This is a genomic window from Streptomyces sp. NPDC059906 (assembly GCF_042730645.1).
GTDB classification, from domain to species: domain Bacteria; phylum Actinomycetota; class Actinomycetes; order Streptomycetales; family Streptomycetaceae; genus Streptomyces; species Streptomyces rubrogriseus.
On record NZ_JBHWKU010000003.1, the window covers coordinates 243,957 to 260,339 of the forward strand.

Annotated in this window: 12 protein-coding genes; 6 read left to right on the forward strand and 6 right to left on the reverse strand. The window is 72.9% G+C overall.

Features of this window, described 5'->3' with window-relative positions:
- Window positions 1-315 precede the first annotated feature (315 nt).
- The 4 genes from ACFV9J_RS06530 to ACFV9J_RS06545 are packed head-to-tail and all read right to left on the reverse strand — an operon-like array spanning window position 316 to window position 5,490.
- Window positions 316-1,440, reverse strand: coding sequence for a DUF917 domain-containing protein (locus tag ACFV9J_RS06530; RefSeq protein ID WP_385350714.1), 1,125 nt, complete (start codon window positions 1,438-1,440; stop codon window positions 316-318).
- Between the two features lie 10 nt (window positions 1,441-1,450).
- Complete coding sequence (locus ACFV9J_RS06535; RefSeq protein WP_385350716.1) at window positions 1,451-2,530, reverse strand: DUF917 domain-containing protein; 1,080 nt, start codon at window positions 2,528-2,530, stop codon at window positions 1,451-1,453.
- Complete coding sequence (locus ACFV9J_RS06540) at window positions 2,523-4,085, reverse strand: hydantoinase/oxoprolinase N-terminal domain-containing protein (RefSeq protein ID WP_385350718.1); 1,563 nt, start codon at window positions 4,083-4,085, stop codon at window positions 2,523-2,525. Before ACFV9J_RS06540 ends, ACFV9J_RS06535 begins: the two co-directional genes overlap by 8 nt.
- Before the next feature lie 55 nt (window positions 4,086-4,140).
- On the reverse strand, window positions 4,141-5,490 hold the full coding sequence (locus ACFV9J_RS06545; RefSeq protein ID WP_385350720.1) for a purine-cytosine permease family protein: 1,350 nt from the start codon (window positions 5,488-5,490) through the stop codon (window positions 4,141-4,143).
- A gap of 339 nt (window positions 5,491-5,829) precedes the next feature.
- Here ACFV9J_RS06545 and ACFV9J_RS06550 point away from each other — a divergent pair, with 339 nt between their 5' ends.
- Entirely contained in the window at window positions 5,830-6,549 is a 720-nt protein-coding gene (locus tag ACFV9J_RS06550; RefSeq protein ID WP_385350723.1) for an aspartate/glutamate racemase family protein, read from the forward strand.
- A 75-nt stretch (window positions 6,550-6,624) separates the two neighbouring features.
- Window positions 6,625-7,827, forward strand: coding sequence for a cysteine desulfurase-like protein (locus tag ACFV9J_RS06555; RefSeq protein WP_385350725.1), 1,203 nt, complete (start codon window positions 6,625-6,627; stop codon window positions 7,825-7,827).
- Window positions 7,828-7,957: 130 nt separating this feature from the next.
- On the opposite strand, the gene yicI is transcribed toward ACFV9J_RS06555, so the two are convergent.
- Window positions 7,958-10,228, reverse strand: coding sequence for an alpha-xylosidase (gene yicI, locus ACFV9J_RS06560; RefSeq protein WP_385350728.1), 2,271 nt, complete (start codon window positions 10,226-10,228; stop codon window positions 7,958-7,960).
- Between the two features lie 284 nt (window positions 10,229-10,512).
- Between yicI and ACFV9J_RS06565 the strand changes: the two genes are divergently transcribed.
- From ACFV9J_RS06565 to ACFV9J_RS06580, 4 genes are read left to right on the forward strand one after another with little or no spacing between them, the layout of a single operon-like run.
- Window positions 10,513-11,799: an ABC transporter substrate-binding protein gene (locus tag ACFV9J_RS06565; RefSeq protein ID WP_385350730.1), complete on the forward strand. Its 1,287-nt coding sequence runs from the start codon at window positions 10,513-10,515 to the stop codon at window positions 11,797-11,799.
- 12 nt (window positions 11,800-11,811) lie between these two features.
- On the forward strand, window positions 11,812-12,780 hold the full coding sequence (locus ACFV9J_RS06570; protein ID WP_385350733.1) for a carbohydrate ABC transporter permease: 969 nt from the start codon (window positions 11,812-11,814) through the stop codon (window positions 12,778-12,780).
- Between the two features lie 5 nt (window positions 12,781-12,785).
- Window positions 12,786-13,613: a carbohydrate ABC transporter permease gene (locus ACFV9J_RS06575; protein ID WP_385350735.1), complete on the forward strand. Its 828-nt coding sequence runs from the start codon at window positions 12,786-12,788 to the stop codon at window positions 13,611-13,613.
- A gap of 56 nt (window positions 13,614-13,669) precedes the next feature.
- Window positions 13,670-15,049, forward strand: coding sequence for a GH1 family beta-glucosidase (locus ACFV9J_RS06580; RefSeq protein ID WP_385350738.1), 1,380 nt, complete (start codon window positions 13,670-13,672; stop codon window positions 15,047-15,049).
- A gap of 46 nt (window positions 15,050-15,095) precedes the next feature.
- On the opposite strand, the gene ACFV9J_RS06585 is transcribed toward ACFV9J_RS06580, so the two are convergent.
- Window positions 15,096-16,337: an ROK family protein gene (locus tag ACFV9J_RS06585; RefSeq protein ID WP_385350741.1), complete on the reverse strand. Its 1,242-nt coding sequence runs from the start codon at window positions 16,335-16,337 to the stop codon at window positions 15,096-15,098.
- Between the last annotated feature and the right edge of the window lie 46 nt (window positions 16,338-16,383).

Genomic DNA, 16,383 nt, shown 5'->3' on the forward strand with positions numbered 1-16,383 from the left:
AGACCGAAAGCACCGGCACCGGCCAGGGATCCCGCCCCGGCAGGCCGCACGGGCAAGGACGGGAGCCGCAGCAGCATCAGACGGCAGCCGCTACGGAGCCGGACGGCGGCGCCACAGGCCGCGGTCATGACCGGCCCCACGGCGAGACAGCGCAGAGGCCCGCGACCGGACCCGGCGGCCGCGCCAGGCCGAGACCGAAAGCACCGGCACCGGCCAGGGATCCCGCCCCGGCAGGCCGCACGGGCAAGGACGGGAGCCGCAGCAGCATCAGACGGCAGCCGCTACGAAGCCGGACGGCGGCGCCACAGGCCCCGGTCATGACCGGCCCCACGGCGAGACAGCGCCAGGGTCCGCCACCGGGCCGGTGGGCGGCGCCAGGTCGAGACCGAAGGCGGTGGGGCCGACCAGGGGTTCCGCCTCGGCGGGCCAGGTGTGCAGGGGCGGGAGACGGAGCAGGATCAGGTGACCGCCGGTGCGGAGCTGGTCGGCGCGCAAGGGGCGGCGGCCGCTGGGATCGACGGCGGCGATGATCTGCGGGGCGGCGGACCGGGCGACGCCGTCGACCGTGACGGCCAGGTACTCGTCCAGGAGGTCCACCCGGACCACGGCGCCGGTACGCCCGTCGGTGAGGGTCGCCCATCCGGGGGTGAGGTCCTGGCGGGGGACCAGCTCCTCGACGCGGCCGGCCGCGAGCAGCTCGGCGCCGAGGGCGTCGGCCAGGCCTTCGGGGGTGCCGCCCGCCTCCCGGGCGGTGAGGAGTCGGTCGCCGAGTCCGAGGCAGGCGGAGACGGAGCCGCGCACCCCGATCGCCGCGAGCCGGGCGGCGGGCAGGGGGTGGACGGCGAGGGCGGCGGCCCCGCCGAGGGCGAGGACATTGGCGCGCAGCAGCCGTTCGGCCAGGCGGCGTGAGCACTCGCGGACGACGACGGTGTTCCCGCCGGGGCCGACCAGGACGAGCGGCGCCGGGTCCACCCCGGCCACGGCGGCGACGGTCTGGTCGATGCGCGGGAAGGCCCGCCCCATGAGATCGCCGTCGACCAGCGGCAGGCCGAGCCGGGCGGCGGCGACCGCGGCGACGACGGCGTTGAGGCCGCCGATCTCGATGACCCCGACCGCACCCGCCGACCCGCCCACCACCTCGCCGGCGGTGCGTACGGCGTCGGCGAAGTCGTCGGGGTCGGCGAGCCGCTCGGCCAGTACGTCGGGGGCGCCGACGAGGCCGGTGTGCACCACGAGGGTGTCCGGCGCCAACGCCGCGACGGGGAGCAGCGGCACCGGTGCCCCGGCCAGCTCGCGGCTCAGCAGCAGCGCGCCGGTGGCCACCTCTCCCCCGCCGCCGGAGCCGAGCAGCGTCGCCCCGGCGGCCAGCGCCGGCACCCGCGCGGCGGTCAGCGGCGCGGGAGACACGGGCGAGGGGGGCTCGGTGAGAGTGCGGGTCACCCTTCGATCATCACACTTCGGCGCCCACAAACGGGACGTACTCGTGCGCGTAGCCGAAGTAGCCGGGCCCGGCCAGGTCGAGCCCCGCGGGGGTGCGCCAGCGCGGGTCGCAGGGCACGCCGAGGACGCTGACCCGCAGGCCGTAGCGGAGCGTCTCGGTGGTGACCGGTTCGCCGGAGTCGGTGTCGAGGACGCAGATCAGGTCGGGGACGCTGACGACGACCTCGCCGTCGCGGGTGGCGACCAGGTTCTCGTTCTGGAAGGACAGCTCCAGCGCGGACCCGGTGTCGGCGTCGAGGCCGGTGAGCCGGGCCGTGCCGCGGGCGAAGCCACCCGTCGTGGTGCGCTGCACATCCCCGATCTTCCCGGTGAAGACCGTCCGGCCGCCGAGGACACCGGATGCCGCCGCCACCGGGTCCGCGTGGCCCTCGCGGGCCTCGCGGATGGCCCGGCCGATCCGCTCGCACAGGGTCAGGGTGCCGGGCACCAGGTGGTCCTTGGCCTGGCGGCCGGTGAGGGCGTAGAGGCTGACGGCCGCGCTGCAGCCCATCTCGACGGTGGCGGCGCGGGCGAGGCGTTCCGCCCAGGCGTTGCCGTCGGTGCGCAGGGTGACGGAGTTGCCGCGCTCGTCGGCGAGCGCCATCGGGGATGCCTGTACGCCGCCCAGGGTGGGCAGCAGCATCTGCAGTTCGGGGAAGGCACGGCCCATGCCGTCGGCGTCGATCAGCGGGACGCCCGCCTCGGCGGCGGCGACGAACGGCGACATGGAGTTCAGGCCGCCCGCCTCGATGGAGACGGTGTGGGTGGCCTTGCGGCCGAGCAGTTCCTCCAGCGCCCGCATGGCGCCGATGATCTCGTCGCCCGAGGGGAGCTTCTCCAGCATCACCGTGGGCGCCCCCATGAAGGCCGTCGGGACGATGAACGCCCCGTCGTCGATCTCGTCGAGGCCGAGGAGGGTGACGGGCCCGTTCCGCTTCAGCGCCTGCTCGGCGAGGAGGCGGCCGACGAACGGGTCGCCGCCTCCCCCGGTGCCGAGCACGGCGGCCCCGCGGGCGAGGTCGGGCAGGTGGTCGGCGGTGATCTCACGCACGGGGGCCTCCCAGGCTCAGCTCTCCGACGGCCTTGACCCGGATCCGGGTGGCGTTGCCCGGCAGGTAGGCCAGCGGTACTTCCTCGATGTCCACGATCTCGACGGAGCCCGGCCGGGCTCCGGCGGCCACCGCTCGGTCGACGGCCTCCTGACGGGCCTCGTCGAGCACGGTGTCGCGCTGCTGCGGTACGACCGAGTAGACCCGGTCGACCTCGCCGCCGACCTGGGCGATCGCCGCGCCGATGGCGTTGGCCACGGCGAAGTGGTCGGGGCGCACCACGCGGGACGCGCCCGCGAGGTCCTCGGGCACCAGGATGCTGCCGCCGCCGACGGCGACGACCGGCACCGGTTCGGCGGAGGCCCGCATCCGGTCGACGACCTCGGCGAGCCGGTCGTCGACGACGCGCAGGGCGGCGTCCACCACGCTCTTGTCCAGGTGGGCGACGAGCGAGGCGTCCCCCACCTCGGCGCGCCCGCCGGCCACCGCGACGTCGGTCGCGGTGAGGCGGGTGCCGCCGAAGACGAGGGCCTCCTGGGCGAGCCGGTAGCCGACGCTGGCGGGGCCGACGGCGGTGCCGGACGCCTGGTGCAGGACGTGGCTGCCGCCGCCGATGCCGATCGAGAGCACGTCGGGCATGCGGAAGTTGGTCTGCACGCCGGCCACGTTGACGTCCGTGGACGCCTCGCGCGGGAAGCCCTGCTGGAGGATGCCGACGTCGCTGGTGGTGCCGCCGATGTCGACGACGGCGCAGGACGGCAGCCGGGACAGGAACGCGGCGCCGCGCATGGAGTTGGTCGGTCCGGACGCGAAGGTCGCCACCGGGTAGCGGCGGGCGTAGTCGACGTCCATCAGGGTGCCGTCGTTCTGGCTGAGGAAGACCGGCGCGTTGATGCCGGCCTCCGCGACCGTGCGGAGCAGTCCGGTGGCGACCTGGTCGGCGAGGCCGCGCAGGGCGGCGTTGACGACGGTGGCGTTCTCCCGGCCGAGCAGGCCCATGCGGCCGATCTCGTGGGAGAGGCTCACCGGCGCACCTGGCAGCTGCTCTGCGATGATCTCGGCGGCGCGGGTCTCGAACTCCGCGTTGACCGGGGAGAAGACGGAGGACAGCGCGAAGGAGGTGGCGCCGGCGGCGACGGCCCGGTCCAGGACCGCACGGAACTCGGCCTCGTCGAAGGCCGCGATGGGCGTGCCGTCGTACTCGTGGCCGCCGTGGCACAGATGGCTGTGGCCGCCGATCGCGGTGACCAGGCGGTCGGGCCAGTCGACCAGCGGGGGCAGGGCGCGGGTGGCGGGCAGCCCGAACCGGATGGCCGCGGTCTGCGCCAGGCGTTCGCCCTCCACCAGCGCGTTGATGAAGTGCGTGGTGCCGATCATCACCGCCTGCACGGCGGCCGGGTCGAAGCCGGTGGCCTGCCGGAGGTCGCCGAGGGCGGTGACGATGCCGCCGGTGACGTCGGCCGTGGTGGACGCCTTCACGGCGCCCAGCACCCGGTCGCCGTCGATGAGGACGGCGTCGGTGTTGGTGCCGCCCACGTCGATGCCCAGTCGGAGCATGTGGGTTGTCCTGCCTTTCTCTTTCGGTGGCCGCGTACGCCGGTGGCGTGCGCGGTCAGGCGGCGGGGACGCCGGGGGTGCCGGTCGCCGTCCCGGGGACGGCGCGGCGGGTCGGTGCGGTGCCCACCCCGCGGACCAGGCCGAGGCGGGCGGCGGCGAGGTAGAGCACGAAGGCGACGGCGATGGAGTTGATCGACGGCAGGCCCCAGTCGACGTACTTCCCCACGACGGCCGCGACGATCCAGGTGATCAGTCCGGCGGGCACCCACATGGGCGAGGCGGCGGGGAGTTCGCCGCTGTCGCGGGTCTCGTCCAGGCCGGAGCGCCAGGTACGGGCGACGAAGTACTCGGCGACCATGATCCCGGCGATCGGCGGGAAGAGAACGCCCAGCAGGTCGAGGAAGTCGGTGAAGTTGTCGAGGACCCCGGCCGCGCCCAGCAGGGAGCCGAGCACACCGACGACGACGGTGACGGCGCCCCGGTGGAGGCGGCGGCCGAAGGCCTGGTCGACGAAGGTGACGACGCCGAGGGAGGCGGCGTACAGGTTCCAGTCGTTCACCTTGATGGTGGCGGCCACGATGATCAGTGTGCCGAGGAAGCCCGAGGTGGACGTGACGATGGCGATGACGTCGTTGGTGCGCAGGGCGAGTGCGAGGAGCACGCCGATCAGGCCGATGACGTACTCGCCGACCGTGATGCCGACGACCGTCTGCTTGACGACGTCCTTGCCGCTGCGGTTGAAGCGGCTCATGTCGGGGGTGATGACCGCGCCGACGATGAAGCCGCCCGCGACGATGGTGGTGCCCTGGAGCAGCGACAGCGGGGGTCCGGCGGGCTGGGCGGAGGTCAGCGCGCCCAGGTCGTGCCGGGACAGTTCGACGGCGATGGACCAGCCCGCCATCAGCAGGAAGGCGGGGACGGTGACGTAGGCGGCCCACGCCATGGAACCGACGCCCTGGACCACGATCGCGGTGATGGCCAGACCCACGACCAGGGCCCAGCCCCACGCGGGCAGGACTCCGACGAGGTCCACCAGGCCGTCGGCGGAGACCGCGTTCTGGATGCCGAACCAGCCGACGGCGCTGAGGCCGATGGCGAGTCCGATGAGCGAGGCGCCGGCCGCGCCGAACCCGGTCCAGCGGGCCAGCAGCGACGTGGAGAGCCCCTCGCGCTGGCCGGCGATGCCGGTGAAGACCGTCATGACTTCGAGGATCACCGCGCCGAGGGTGATGGCGAGCACGGCGTTCCAGAAGGTCATGCCGAAGCCGAGGGTCGCGCCGATGAGGAAGCTGGCCAGGGTGGAGAGCTGGCCGAAGCGCTGGGTCGCCACCGAGAACCAGTGGAACCGGGCCGTCTGCGGCACGCGGGCCAGCGCGTGGTCGTCGTGTCCTGAAGAGGACGCCATGGGGACTCCAGAGGGGCGGGCGGGGGGCGCCGGATGCGGTGCGCCGAGACTAGGCCGCCGCCCTCGGACGGTCACCGTGCATCAGGCACCGGTTCGCGGCATCGGCAGGGCACCCCGCACAGTCGGATGGCGGCTGCGAGCGGGGGCGAGAGTGTCGGCGGTGCGGTCGCCCCGGGCGGGGCGGGCGCTTCGGCGGGGCGGGCGTGCACGGGCGGGGCGGGCGCGTAGGCGGTGCGGTCGGCACGGTCGTCGCCGCCCGGCTGTGCGCCTCGCACCTTGTGCCCCTCGGCGGGCCCGCACAGGGTGGGCCGACCGCCCCGCCCACACCCTGGAGGTGCTGTGAAGCTCACGGTCGTGCTCCCCGTCATCACCGACGCGTTCACCGAGGAGGTCCGCCGCGAGGTGGGCGCCTGGGTGTCGCCCGGCACGGAGGTCGAGGTCCGCCGCATCGCGCGCGGCACCGCCTCCATCGAGTCCGAGTACGACGAGGCCCTCGCCGGCCCGGGCATCCTCGACGCGGTCCGTGAAGCCGCCGAGGACGGCGCCGAAGCGGTGTTCGTGAGCTGCTTCGGCGACCCCGGCGTGCAGGCGGCCCGGGAGATCGTGGACATCCCGGTGGTCGGCGGCTTCGAGCCCGCCGTGCTCACCTCCCTCGCGCTCGGCGAGCGCACAGGGGTGATCACCGTCCTGCCGAACGTGCTGGGGATGCTGCACGGCCTGGTCCGGCGCTACGCGCTGACGGAACGGGTCGGACCGATCCGGGTCGTCGACATCCCCGTCCTGGACCTGGACCCCGGCGACCGGCTCGTCGAGGCACTCGCCGAGCAGGCCCGGGCCGCGGTGGCGGCACGGGAGGCGGACGTGATCGTGCTGGGCTGCACCGGGATGCTGGGCGTCGCCGCGGCCCTCCAGGAGCGGCTGGCCGCCGAGGGCCCGTTCGTCCCTGTCGTCGACCCCACGGGGGCTGCGATCATGTGGCTGGAGTCGCAGGTGCGACTCGGGGTGCGGCCCAGCCGTACCACCTACCTGCCGCCCCGGCCGAAGGACCGCATCGCCTGACGACCATCCCCGCCGTCCCCCGCCCCCCGTCCCCCGTCCCCCGTCCACCTGGCCCCACGACCCTGGAGTTGCCCCATGGCCCTCGACGTCGCCGCGATCCGCGCGCACGTGCCCGCCCTGAAGTCCGGTACCGCGCGGTTCGACGCGCCGGGCGGTACGCAGACCCCGCAGCCGGTGATCGACGCGATCGCGGCGGCACTGAGCGCCCCGCTCGCCAACCGGGGGCGCAACACCGAGGGCGAGCGCAACGCGGACCGGATCGTCACCGAGGCCCGGTCCGCGCTCGCCGACCTCCTCGGGACCACGCCGGGGACGGTCGTCTTCGGGCGCAGCGCCACCCAGCTCGCCTACGACCTGTCGCGGACCCTGGCCAAGGGCTGGGGGCCGGGCGACGAGGTGGTGGTCACCCGGCTCGACCACGACTCGAACATCCGGCCCTGGGTGCAGGCGGCCGAGGCGGCCGGGGCACGCGTGCGGTGGGCGGACTTCGACCCGGCCACGGGCGAGCTGCGTCCCGAGCACCTCGCGGCGGTACTGGGGCCGCGCACCAGGCTGGTCGCGGTCACCGCCGCGTCGAACCTGATCGGGACCATGCCGGACCTGCCGGCGCTGGCGTCCCTCGTCCACGCGAACGGCGCGCACTTCCACGTCGACGCGGTGCACTACGCCTCGCACGCCGTGGTGGACCTGGCGGCGACGGGCGCGGACACGCTGGTGTGCTCGCCGTACAAGTTCCTCGGTCCGCACCTGGGCGTGCTGACCGGCCGGGCCGAGCTGCTGGAGTCGCTGCGCCCGGACAAGCTGCTACCGTCCGCCGACACCGTGCCCGAGCGTTTCGAACTGGGCACCCTGCCCTACGAGTTGCTGGCCGGGGCGAGCGCGGCGGTGGACTTCCTGGCGGGGCTCGACCCGGAGGCCGGGGGCTCCCGCCGGGACCGGCTGGTCGCCTCGTTCGCGGCGCTGGAGGCGCACGAGGACACGCTGCGCGAGCGGCTCGAACGAGGGCTCTCGCAGCTCGGCGGGATCACCGTGTACTCGCGGGCGGCGCGGCGCACTCCGACGCTGCTGTTCACCGTGGCGGGCCTGCGCCCGGCCGACGTCTACCGGCAGCTCGCCGAGCGGGCGGTCGACGCGCCGGCCGGTTCCTTCTACGCCGTGGAGGCCGCGCGCCGGCTGGGCCTCGGCGACGAGGGCGGCGTACGCGTGGGCCTCGCTCCGTACAGCAGCGCGGAGGACGTGGACCGGCTGCTGACGGCGCTCGGCGCCCTGGAGCGCTGAGGCCCCCCGCGGAACGCCACGCGAAGCGAAGCGGCACGCGCCCTCGCGTGCCGCTTCGCCGTGTGGTCCACCCGCCGTGCCGGGGTCAGGTCAGGTCAGGTCAGGTCAGGTCAGGTCAGGTCAGGTCAGGTCAGGTCAGCGGCACGGTCACCTCCCCGGCGCCCTCCGCGCTCGCGCCGCCCGCGACCCGGACCGTGAAGGGGCGGTCGGTGCCGCTCGCGGTGACCCGCAGGACGTCCCCGTCGCGCCGCACGCGGAAGGTGGCGGCCGGCGTGCCCAGCAGGTCGGGCACGGTGGCGTCGGCCGTGTAGTCGGCGGCGGCGGACGGGTGGACCAGCAGGGTCGGCGCGTCCAGCCAGTCGCCGTCGGGGCGCCGGTCGTCGGAGCCCAGCGGCAGGACGGCGCCCTCGCGGACGTACAGCGGCAGGCTGTCGTAGCCGTGCCGTTCGGTGCGCCAGGCCGGGCCGGTGACGCGCTCGCCGGTCAGCAGGTGGGTCCAGGTGCCCTCGGGGAGGTAGACCTCGACCTCGCCGTCCTCGGTGAAGACGGGGGCGACCAGGACGTCGGAGCCGAGCATGTACTGGCGGTCCAGCGGACGGCACGCCGGGTCGTGCGGGTACTCCAGGACCATCGGCCGCATCATGGGCACGCCGGTGCGGTGGGCCTCGGCGGCGACGCCGTACAGGTAGGGCATCAGGCGGTGCTTGAGGAGGGTGAAGCGGCGGGCGACGTCGACGGCCTCCTCGCCGAACTCCCACGGCACCCGGTACGACGAGGAGCCGTGCAGCCGGCTGTGCGAGGAGAGCAGGCCGAAGGCCAGCCAGCGCTTGAAGACCGCCGGGTCGGGCGTGCCCTCGAAGCCGCCGATGTCGTGGCTCCAGAAGCCGAAGCCGCTCAGTGACAGGGACAGGCCGCCCCGCAGTGACTCGGCCATCGCCTCGAAGGACGACCAGCAGTCGCCGCCCCAGTGGACGGGGTACTGCTGGCCGCCCGCGGTCGCCGAGCGGGCGAACAGGACGGCCTCGCCCTGGCCTCGCTCCTTCTCCAGGAGTTCGAAGACGGTGCGGTTGAACAGGTGCGTGTAGTAGTTGTGCATGCGCTCCGGGTCGGCGCCGTCGTGCCACACCACGTCGGTGGGGATGCGCTCGCCGAAGTCGGTCTTGAAGCAGTCCACGCCCTGGTCGAGCAGCGGCTTGAGCTTGCCGGCGTACCAGTCGCGGGCGGCGGGGCTGGTGAAGTCGACCAGGCCCATGCCGGCCTGCCACAGGTCCCACTGCCAGATGTCGCCGTCCGGCCTGCGCACCAGGTGCCCGAGGGCGGCGGCCTCCTCGAAGAGCGGGGACTTCTGGGCGATGTAGGGGTTGATCCAGGCGCTGACCCTGAGCCCCTTGGCCTTGAGCCGGGCGAGCATGCCGTCCGGGTCCGGGAAGACGTCCGGGTCCCATTCGAAGTCGCACCACTGGTACTCGCGCATCCAGAAGCAGTCGAAGTGGAAGACGGAGAGCGGGATGCCGCGCTCTGCCATGCCGTCCACGAACGACGTCACCGTCTGCTCGTCGTAGGAGGTGGTGAAGGAGGTGGTGAGCCACAGGCCGAAGGACCAGGCCGGCGGGAGGGCGGGGCGGCCGGTGAGGGCGGTGTAGCGGGTGAGGACGTCCTTCGGGGTGGGCCCGGCGACGACGTAGTACTCCAGCGCCTGGTCCTCGACGCTGAACTGCACCTGGCCGACGGATTCGGAGCCGACCTCGAAGGAGACGGCGCCGGGGTGGTTGACGAAGACGCCGTAGCCGCGCGAGGAGAGGTAGAACGGGACGTTCTTGTACGCCTGCTCGCTGCTGGTGCCGCCGTCGGCCTGCCACATGTCGACGACCTGGCCGTTCTTCACGAACGGGGTGAAGCGCTCACCGAGGCCGTAGATCTGCTCGCCGACGCCGAGGGCGAGGCGGCTCAGCATGTGGTGGGCGCCGTCGCCGGTGGTGGCGAAGGCGGTGCCCTTGGCGTTGGCCCGGGTCAGCTCGCGCCCGTCCGCGTCGTGGAAGGTGAGGCCCCAGGGGCCTTCGCGGTCCAGGCGGAGGGTGAGGGGGCCGCTGGTCAGCTCGGTGACGGTGCCCTCCTGGCGCACCTCGCCGACGCCGTCCTCCGCCTCGGTGAGCGCGAAGTCGGGGCCCGGCCGGCGCTTGCCGGCGTGGTGGGTGACGCGGACGCCGATGACGCCCTCGGCGGGTGAGAAGCACTCGACCGTGAGGAGCGGCGCGTTGAGCGTGTCCCCCCTCCGCGTCACCTTCTTCACGGCGGCATGGGCGGTGAAGCGCTTCGATTGGGGGCGTACATCGCGTACCTCGGTGGCGTACGAGAGATGCACGCCCTCGCGGATGAGCCAGAAGCCGTCGGTGAACTTCATGATCTTCCTTGGGTGGGGCGGGAGCTGTCCGGGTGGGAGCACGAAGGCCGTCTCACAGCGTTTTGATCGTACACAAAACAAATCCCGACGCCGAGGCGTTCACCTCGGCACCACTGCGCTGAACTGGCATTATTACGCAAGAGAACGACCTCCTCACCCCGCGGAACGAAGAGAGCGGGGCCACTTTGCTCTAGCGCGGAAGCGGGTTCGTGACGTATTAGTCATCACATCAAACAAAACAGTCCGGCGAGGAAGCCGGACGGTACGACAGCAAGGGCCGCACCATGTCGAAGCGCTTCACCTCGCTCGCCTTGACAGCACACCCCCCGGCTGCCACGCGCCGCGGGCGAGGACGCTCACGCCGAGTCGTCGCCCCGTTCACCGCGGTGTCCGTGCTGGTCGCCGGGGCGGCACTGGCCGGCTGCGGACAGCAGCGCGACGCCGACACGTACACCGTGATGAACTCCTCGACCGACGAGTCGTACCACCGCTGGGACGCGGAGGCGATGGCCCGCTGCGGCAAGGAGCTGGGCGTCACGATCGAGCAGCAGAGCGTCCCGGCGGCGCAGGTGATGACGAAGGCGCTGCGCATGGCCTCGTCCAAGTCGCTGCCCGACATCGTGCAGTTCGACGCGTCCGAGATGCCGACCTTCGCCGACGCGGGTGGCCTGGTCGACCTCAGGACCCTCGGGCTGAGCACCGACGACATCCCCGACGGGATCGTGGACTTCGGCTCGTACAAGGGCACGTACTACGGTGCGGCCCGCTCCGTGAACACCCTCGCCCTCTTCTACAACAAGGACGTCCTCGACCAGGCGGGCGTCGAGGTGCCCACCACCTGGGCCGAACTGCGGGAGACGGCGAAGAAGCTCACGCAGGGCAAGCAGTACGGCCTGGCGCTCAGCGCGGGCGGCGCGGAGGACGGCGTCTTCCAGTTCACGCCGTTCATGTGGTCCAACGGCGGCGACGAGACCGACCTGGACGGCCCGAAGGTGGTCGAGGCCCTGGACTACTGGAAGAGCCTGCTGAAGGACCGTTCGCTGTCGAAGTCGACGGTCAACTGGACGCAGGCGGACGTCAACGACCAGTTCATGGCCGGGAACGCGGCGATGATGATCAACGGCCCGTGGCAGGTGGAGACCCTCAACAGCGACAAGTCGCTGCACTGGGGCATCGCGCCGATCCCGGTGCCCGAGGCCGGGGACGACTCGGTCGGCCCGCTCGGCGGTGCCGTGCTCACCGTGCCCAACACCGGTGACGAGGCCCGGGAGAAGACGGCCGGCAAGATCGTCGCGTGTCTGGCGAGCGAGCAGGAGCAGCTCACCTACGCGCTCAACAGCTGGATGGTCCCGGCCAACGCCAAGGCCGCCGCCGTCTGGCGCGAGAAGGTGCCCGAGCTGGACTCCCTGGCCGACCAGGTGGCCGTCGCCCGGTCCCGGACGGCGAAGCTCGGCGCCGGCTGGTCGAGTGTGTCGCTCGCGCTCCAGAGCGCCTTCCAGTCCGCCCTGACCGGCCAGTCCAGTGAGACCGCCCTGAAGCGCGCCCAGCAGCGGGCCACGAGCGGGAACTGAGGTACGACCCCCATGACCACGCCCATGCCCACCACCTCCACCGTCGGCGCGCAGACGCCCGCCAAGGCGTCCGAGCCCGCCTCCGCTCCCGACCCCGGCCGGATCGCGCGCCGCCGCAGGCTCGCGCAGTGGGGGTTCGTCGCCCCCGCCGTCGTCTTCATGCTGCTGTTCTTCGGCTACCCGCTCGTGCGCAACGTCGTGATGAGCTTCCAGGACTACACGCCGAAGACCTTCTTCACCGGTGAGGCGCCCTTCAACGGCGCCGACAACTGGTCCAACGTGTTCCAGGACGCCCTGTTCGGCAAGGCGCTGTGGCACACGCTCGTCTTCACGGCGGGCTCCCTGCTCGGCCAGTTCTGCATCGGCCTGGCGCTCGCGGTGTTCTTCAGCCGCCGCTTCCCCCTCAACGGGGTGCTGCGCTCGCTGATCCTGCTGCCCTGGCTGGTGCCCATGGTGGTGTCCGGCATCGTCTGGCGGCGCATCCTCGACCAGGACACGGGCGTGCTCAACTCGTTCCTGGACACGCTCGGGATCGGCGGGCACACGCCCTGGCTGACCAGCCCGGAGATGGCCCTGCTCTCGGTCATCCTGGTCAACATCTGGATCGGCATCCCGTTCAACATGGTCATCCTGTACGGCGGTCTCCAGGAGATCCCGAAGGAGCTGCACGAGGCGGCCGCCCTGGACGGCGCGTCGGCCTGGCGGACCTTCCGTTCGGTGACCCTGCCGATGCTCAAGCCCGTCGTCACGGTCGTCCTCGTGCTGGGCTTCATGTCGACGGTGAAGATCCTCGACCTGATCCTCGCCCTGACCGACGGCGGCCCGGCCGACGCCACCCAGACGCTCGGCACGCTGACCTACCAGAACTCGTTCGTCCAGCTGGACTTCGGCGCGGGCGCCGTCGTCGGCAACGTACTCATCCTGATCTCCGCCGTGTTCGCGGTGTTCTACCTGCGGGCCAACCGCACCGAGGGGAAGTGACGTCCATGGCCTCCCACCCGCCCACCGCCTCCCGGCGCCGCTGGGGCTCCACTGTCGCCGGCGTTCTGATCCTGTGCGTGATGCTGTTCCCGCTGTACTGGATGCTCAACACGGCGCTCCAGCCCGACTCGGGGCTGCTCCAGGTCGACCCGGTGCCGGGCAGCCTGGACCTCTCCGGCTTCTCCAAGGCGATCAGCGACCAGGGCGGGCACCTGCTGACCTCGCTCGCGGTCTCGCTCGGCGCGGTCGCCATCTGCCTGGCGATCTCGGCGCCCGCCGCGTACGGTCTCGCGCGGTTCGGGCTGCGCGGCTCGCGCACCATCGTGTTCGGCACGCTGATCACCCAGATGGTGCCGGGCATCGTCATCGCCAACGCGCTGTACAACTCCTACGTCGACCTGGGCCTGGTCAACTCCTACTTCGGCCTGATGCTGGCGGACGCCTCGCTGGGCATCCCGTTCTCGATCGTGCTGATGCGCTCCTTCATGGTGTCGATCCCGGGCGAGGTGATCGAGGCTGCGCAGATCGACGGCGCCGGTCCGGTGCGCACCTTCGTACGGGTGGTGCTGCCGATGAGCCGCAACTCGCTGATCACGTCAGGGCTGTTCGCGTTCCTGTTCTCGTGGAGCGACTTCATGTTCGCGCTCACCCTGAACACGACCGACGACGTCAAGCCCATCACCCTGGGCATCTACCAGTACATCGGCGCGCACGTCGGCGACTGGGGCTCGGTGATGGCCGCGTCGGTGCTGTCCGCGGTGCCCGCGGCGATCCTCCTCGTCCTCGCCCAGAAGTACATCGCCGCCGGGATCACTGGCGGTTCCGTCAAGTGAATCCCGCCCGCCCCTGAACCCGCACGCCCCGCAAGCACGGAGATGAGCAGCACAGCATGAGTGAGTACCCCGGTTTCCCGCCCGGCTTCGTCTTCGGCGCCGCGACCGCCTCGTACCAGATCGAGGGCGCGGCGACCGAGGACGGCCGCGGACCGTCGATCTGGGACACCTACAGCCACACTCCCGGCCTGGTGGTGAACGGCGACACCGGTGACGTGGCCTGCGACCACTACCACCGCTACCCCGAGGACGTGGCCCTGCTGCGCGGCCTCGGCGTGGACTCCTACCGCTTCTCGATCGCCTGGCCGCGCATCGTGCCGGACGGCTCGGGCGCGGTGAACCCGAAGGGGCTCGACTTCTACTCCCGGCTGGTGGACGAGCTGCTCGCGGCGGGCATCGAGCCGGCCGCCACCCTGTACCACTGGGACCTGCCGCAGGCCCTGGAGGACCGGGGCGGCTGGCGGGTGCGCGAGACGGCGGAGCGGTTCGCCGAGTACACGGCGGTGGTCGCGGAGCACCTGGGCGACCGGGTGCCCCGCTGGATCACCCTCAACGAGCCGTGGTGCAGCTCCTTCCTCGGCTACTCCATCGGCCGGCACGCGCCGGGCGCCCAGGAGGGCCGGGGTGCGCTGGCCGCCGCCCACCACCTGCTGGTCGGGCACGGGCTGGCGGTGCGGGCGCTGCGGGCGGCGGGGGTGCGCGAGGTCGGCATCACGCTCAACCTGGACCGCAACCTGCCGGCCACCGGCTCCCCGGCCGACCTGGCGGCGGTGGTCCGCGCGGACACCCAGCACAACCTGGTGTGGACCGAGCCGATCCTCGCGGGCCGCTACCCGGCCACCGAGGAGGAGACCTGGGGCGAGCTGATCACCGGCGCGGACTTCCGGCGGGACGGCGACCTGGAGCTGATCTCGCAGCCCCTGGACTTCCTCGGCGTCAACTACTACCGGCCGATCGTGGTCGCCGACGCCCCGCACCGCGAGAGCGACCCGGGGCGGCGCGTGGCCACGGACAACCGGTACGAGGAGGTACGGCACCCCGGAGTGCGGCACACGGCGATGAACTGGCCGGTCGTGCCGGACAGCTTCACCGACCTGCTCGTCGCCCTGAAGCAGCGGTACGGCGACGCGCTCCCGCCGGTCCACATCACCGAGAACGGCTCGGCGGAGGACGACGCGGCCGCCGCCGACGGCACGGTGCACGACACCGACCGGGTCGCCTACCTGCGCGACCACCTCACCGCGCTGCGGGCGGCGATCGACGCGGGCGTGGACGTACGCGGGTACTACGTGTGGTCGCTGCTGGACAACTTCGAGTGGGCGTACGGCTACGACAAGCGCTTCGGCATCGTGCGGGTCGACTACGACACGCAGCGACGCACGCCGAAGGACAGCTACCGCTGGTACCGGGAGATGATCGCCGCCAACCGCGGGTGAGCGCGGCGGGCCGATGCGGCGGGCTGCCGGGCGGCCGTCCTCCGGGTCAGTCCGCGTCCCGTTCCGCGTACGCCGCCGGGTCGGCCAGTACCTCGCGGACGATCGCGCCGGCCGCGCCCCGGGCCGCGTCGCCGAGCGGGGAGGCGGCCCGCAGCCGTTTGCCGTCCTCGCTCCACAGTCCGGAGACCACGCGCCGGGCCAGTTCGCGGTCGACGGCCGGGGCGAGCCAGTCCATCAGCTCGCGGTAGACGCCGCCGAGCATCACCGCCTCGGGGTCGAAGAGGTTCACCGCGCCCGAGAGTACGACGCCCAGTTGCCGTCCGGCCCGTTCGATCGCGGACAGCGCGGACGGGTCGCCCTGCCTGGCGCGGCGTTCGAGTTCGGCGACGCCCCGCGCGCCCGCGTCCGCGTCGATCCGGGCGGCGGTGAGCAGCGCGGCCTGTCCGGCGTACTGCTCCAGGCAGCCGTGGGCGCCGCACCGGCACAGCGGGCCGTCCGGGTCGACGACCATGTGCCCGATCTCCCCGGCGAAGCCGTGCGCGCCGCGCAGCAGCTCGCCGCCGAGCACCAGGGCACCGCCAACGCCGATCTCGCCGGTCAGGTAGAGGAAGCTGCGCACACCCTCGGTGCCGGCGCCGAACCACAGCTCGGCGAGGGCGGCGGCGTTGGCCTCGTTGTCGGAGCTGACCGGCAGCGGCCGGTGGGCCGGGCGCAGGGCGAGGAGCGCCTGGGCGAACAGCCCCTCCACGGCGACCCGCCGCCAGCCCAGGTTGGGTGCCTGGCGTACGGCGCCGCCGGTCACCAGGCCGGGCAGGGCGACGTGGACGCCGGCCGGTGCGAGGTCCTGTTCCGCCGCCGAGCCGACGGCGCGCGCCGCCAGCCGGGCCGCGCGCGCCAGGACCTCGGAGGGCTCGACCCCCCGGTTGTCGACGTGCTCGACGAGCCGCACCCGGTCGGTGCCGGCGAGGTCGACGACGCACACCGCGATGTAGTCGATGTTGATCTCGACGCCGAGTCCCGCCGGGCCCGAGCGGGACACCTTCAGGACGGTGCCGGGCCGTCCCGCCTGACCGCTGCTGGTCTTGCCCCACTCGGAGACGACGCCGTACTCCAGCAACTGCTCGACCAGGGACGACACCGCCGCGCGCGTCAGTCCGACGTGCGTGGCGACACCGGCCCTGGTCGCCTCCCCCGCGTCGTGCACGGCCCTCAGGACCAGGCTGAGGTTGTGCCGTCTGACCGTGGCCTTGTCGGCCTTCGGCTCCAAGGGGGTGGGGTTGTTCATCATGGTGCTGTCGAGCGTATGCGACACCCGGGGCGCGGGGCCCCGGGTG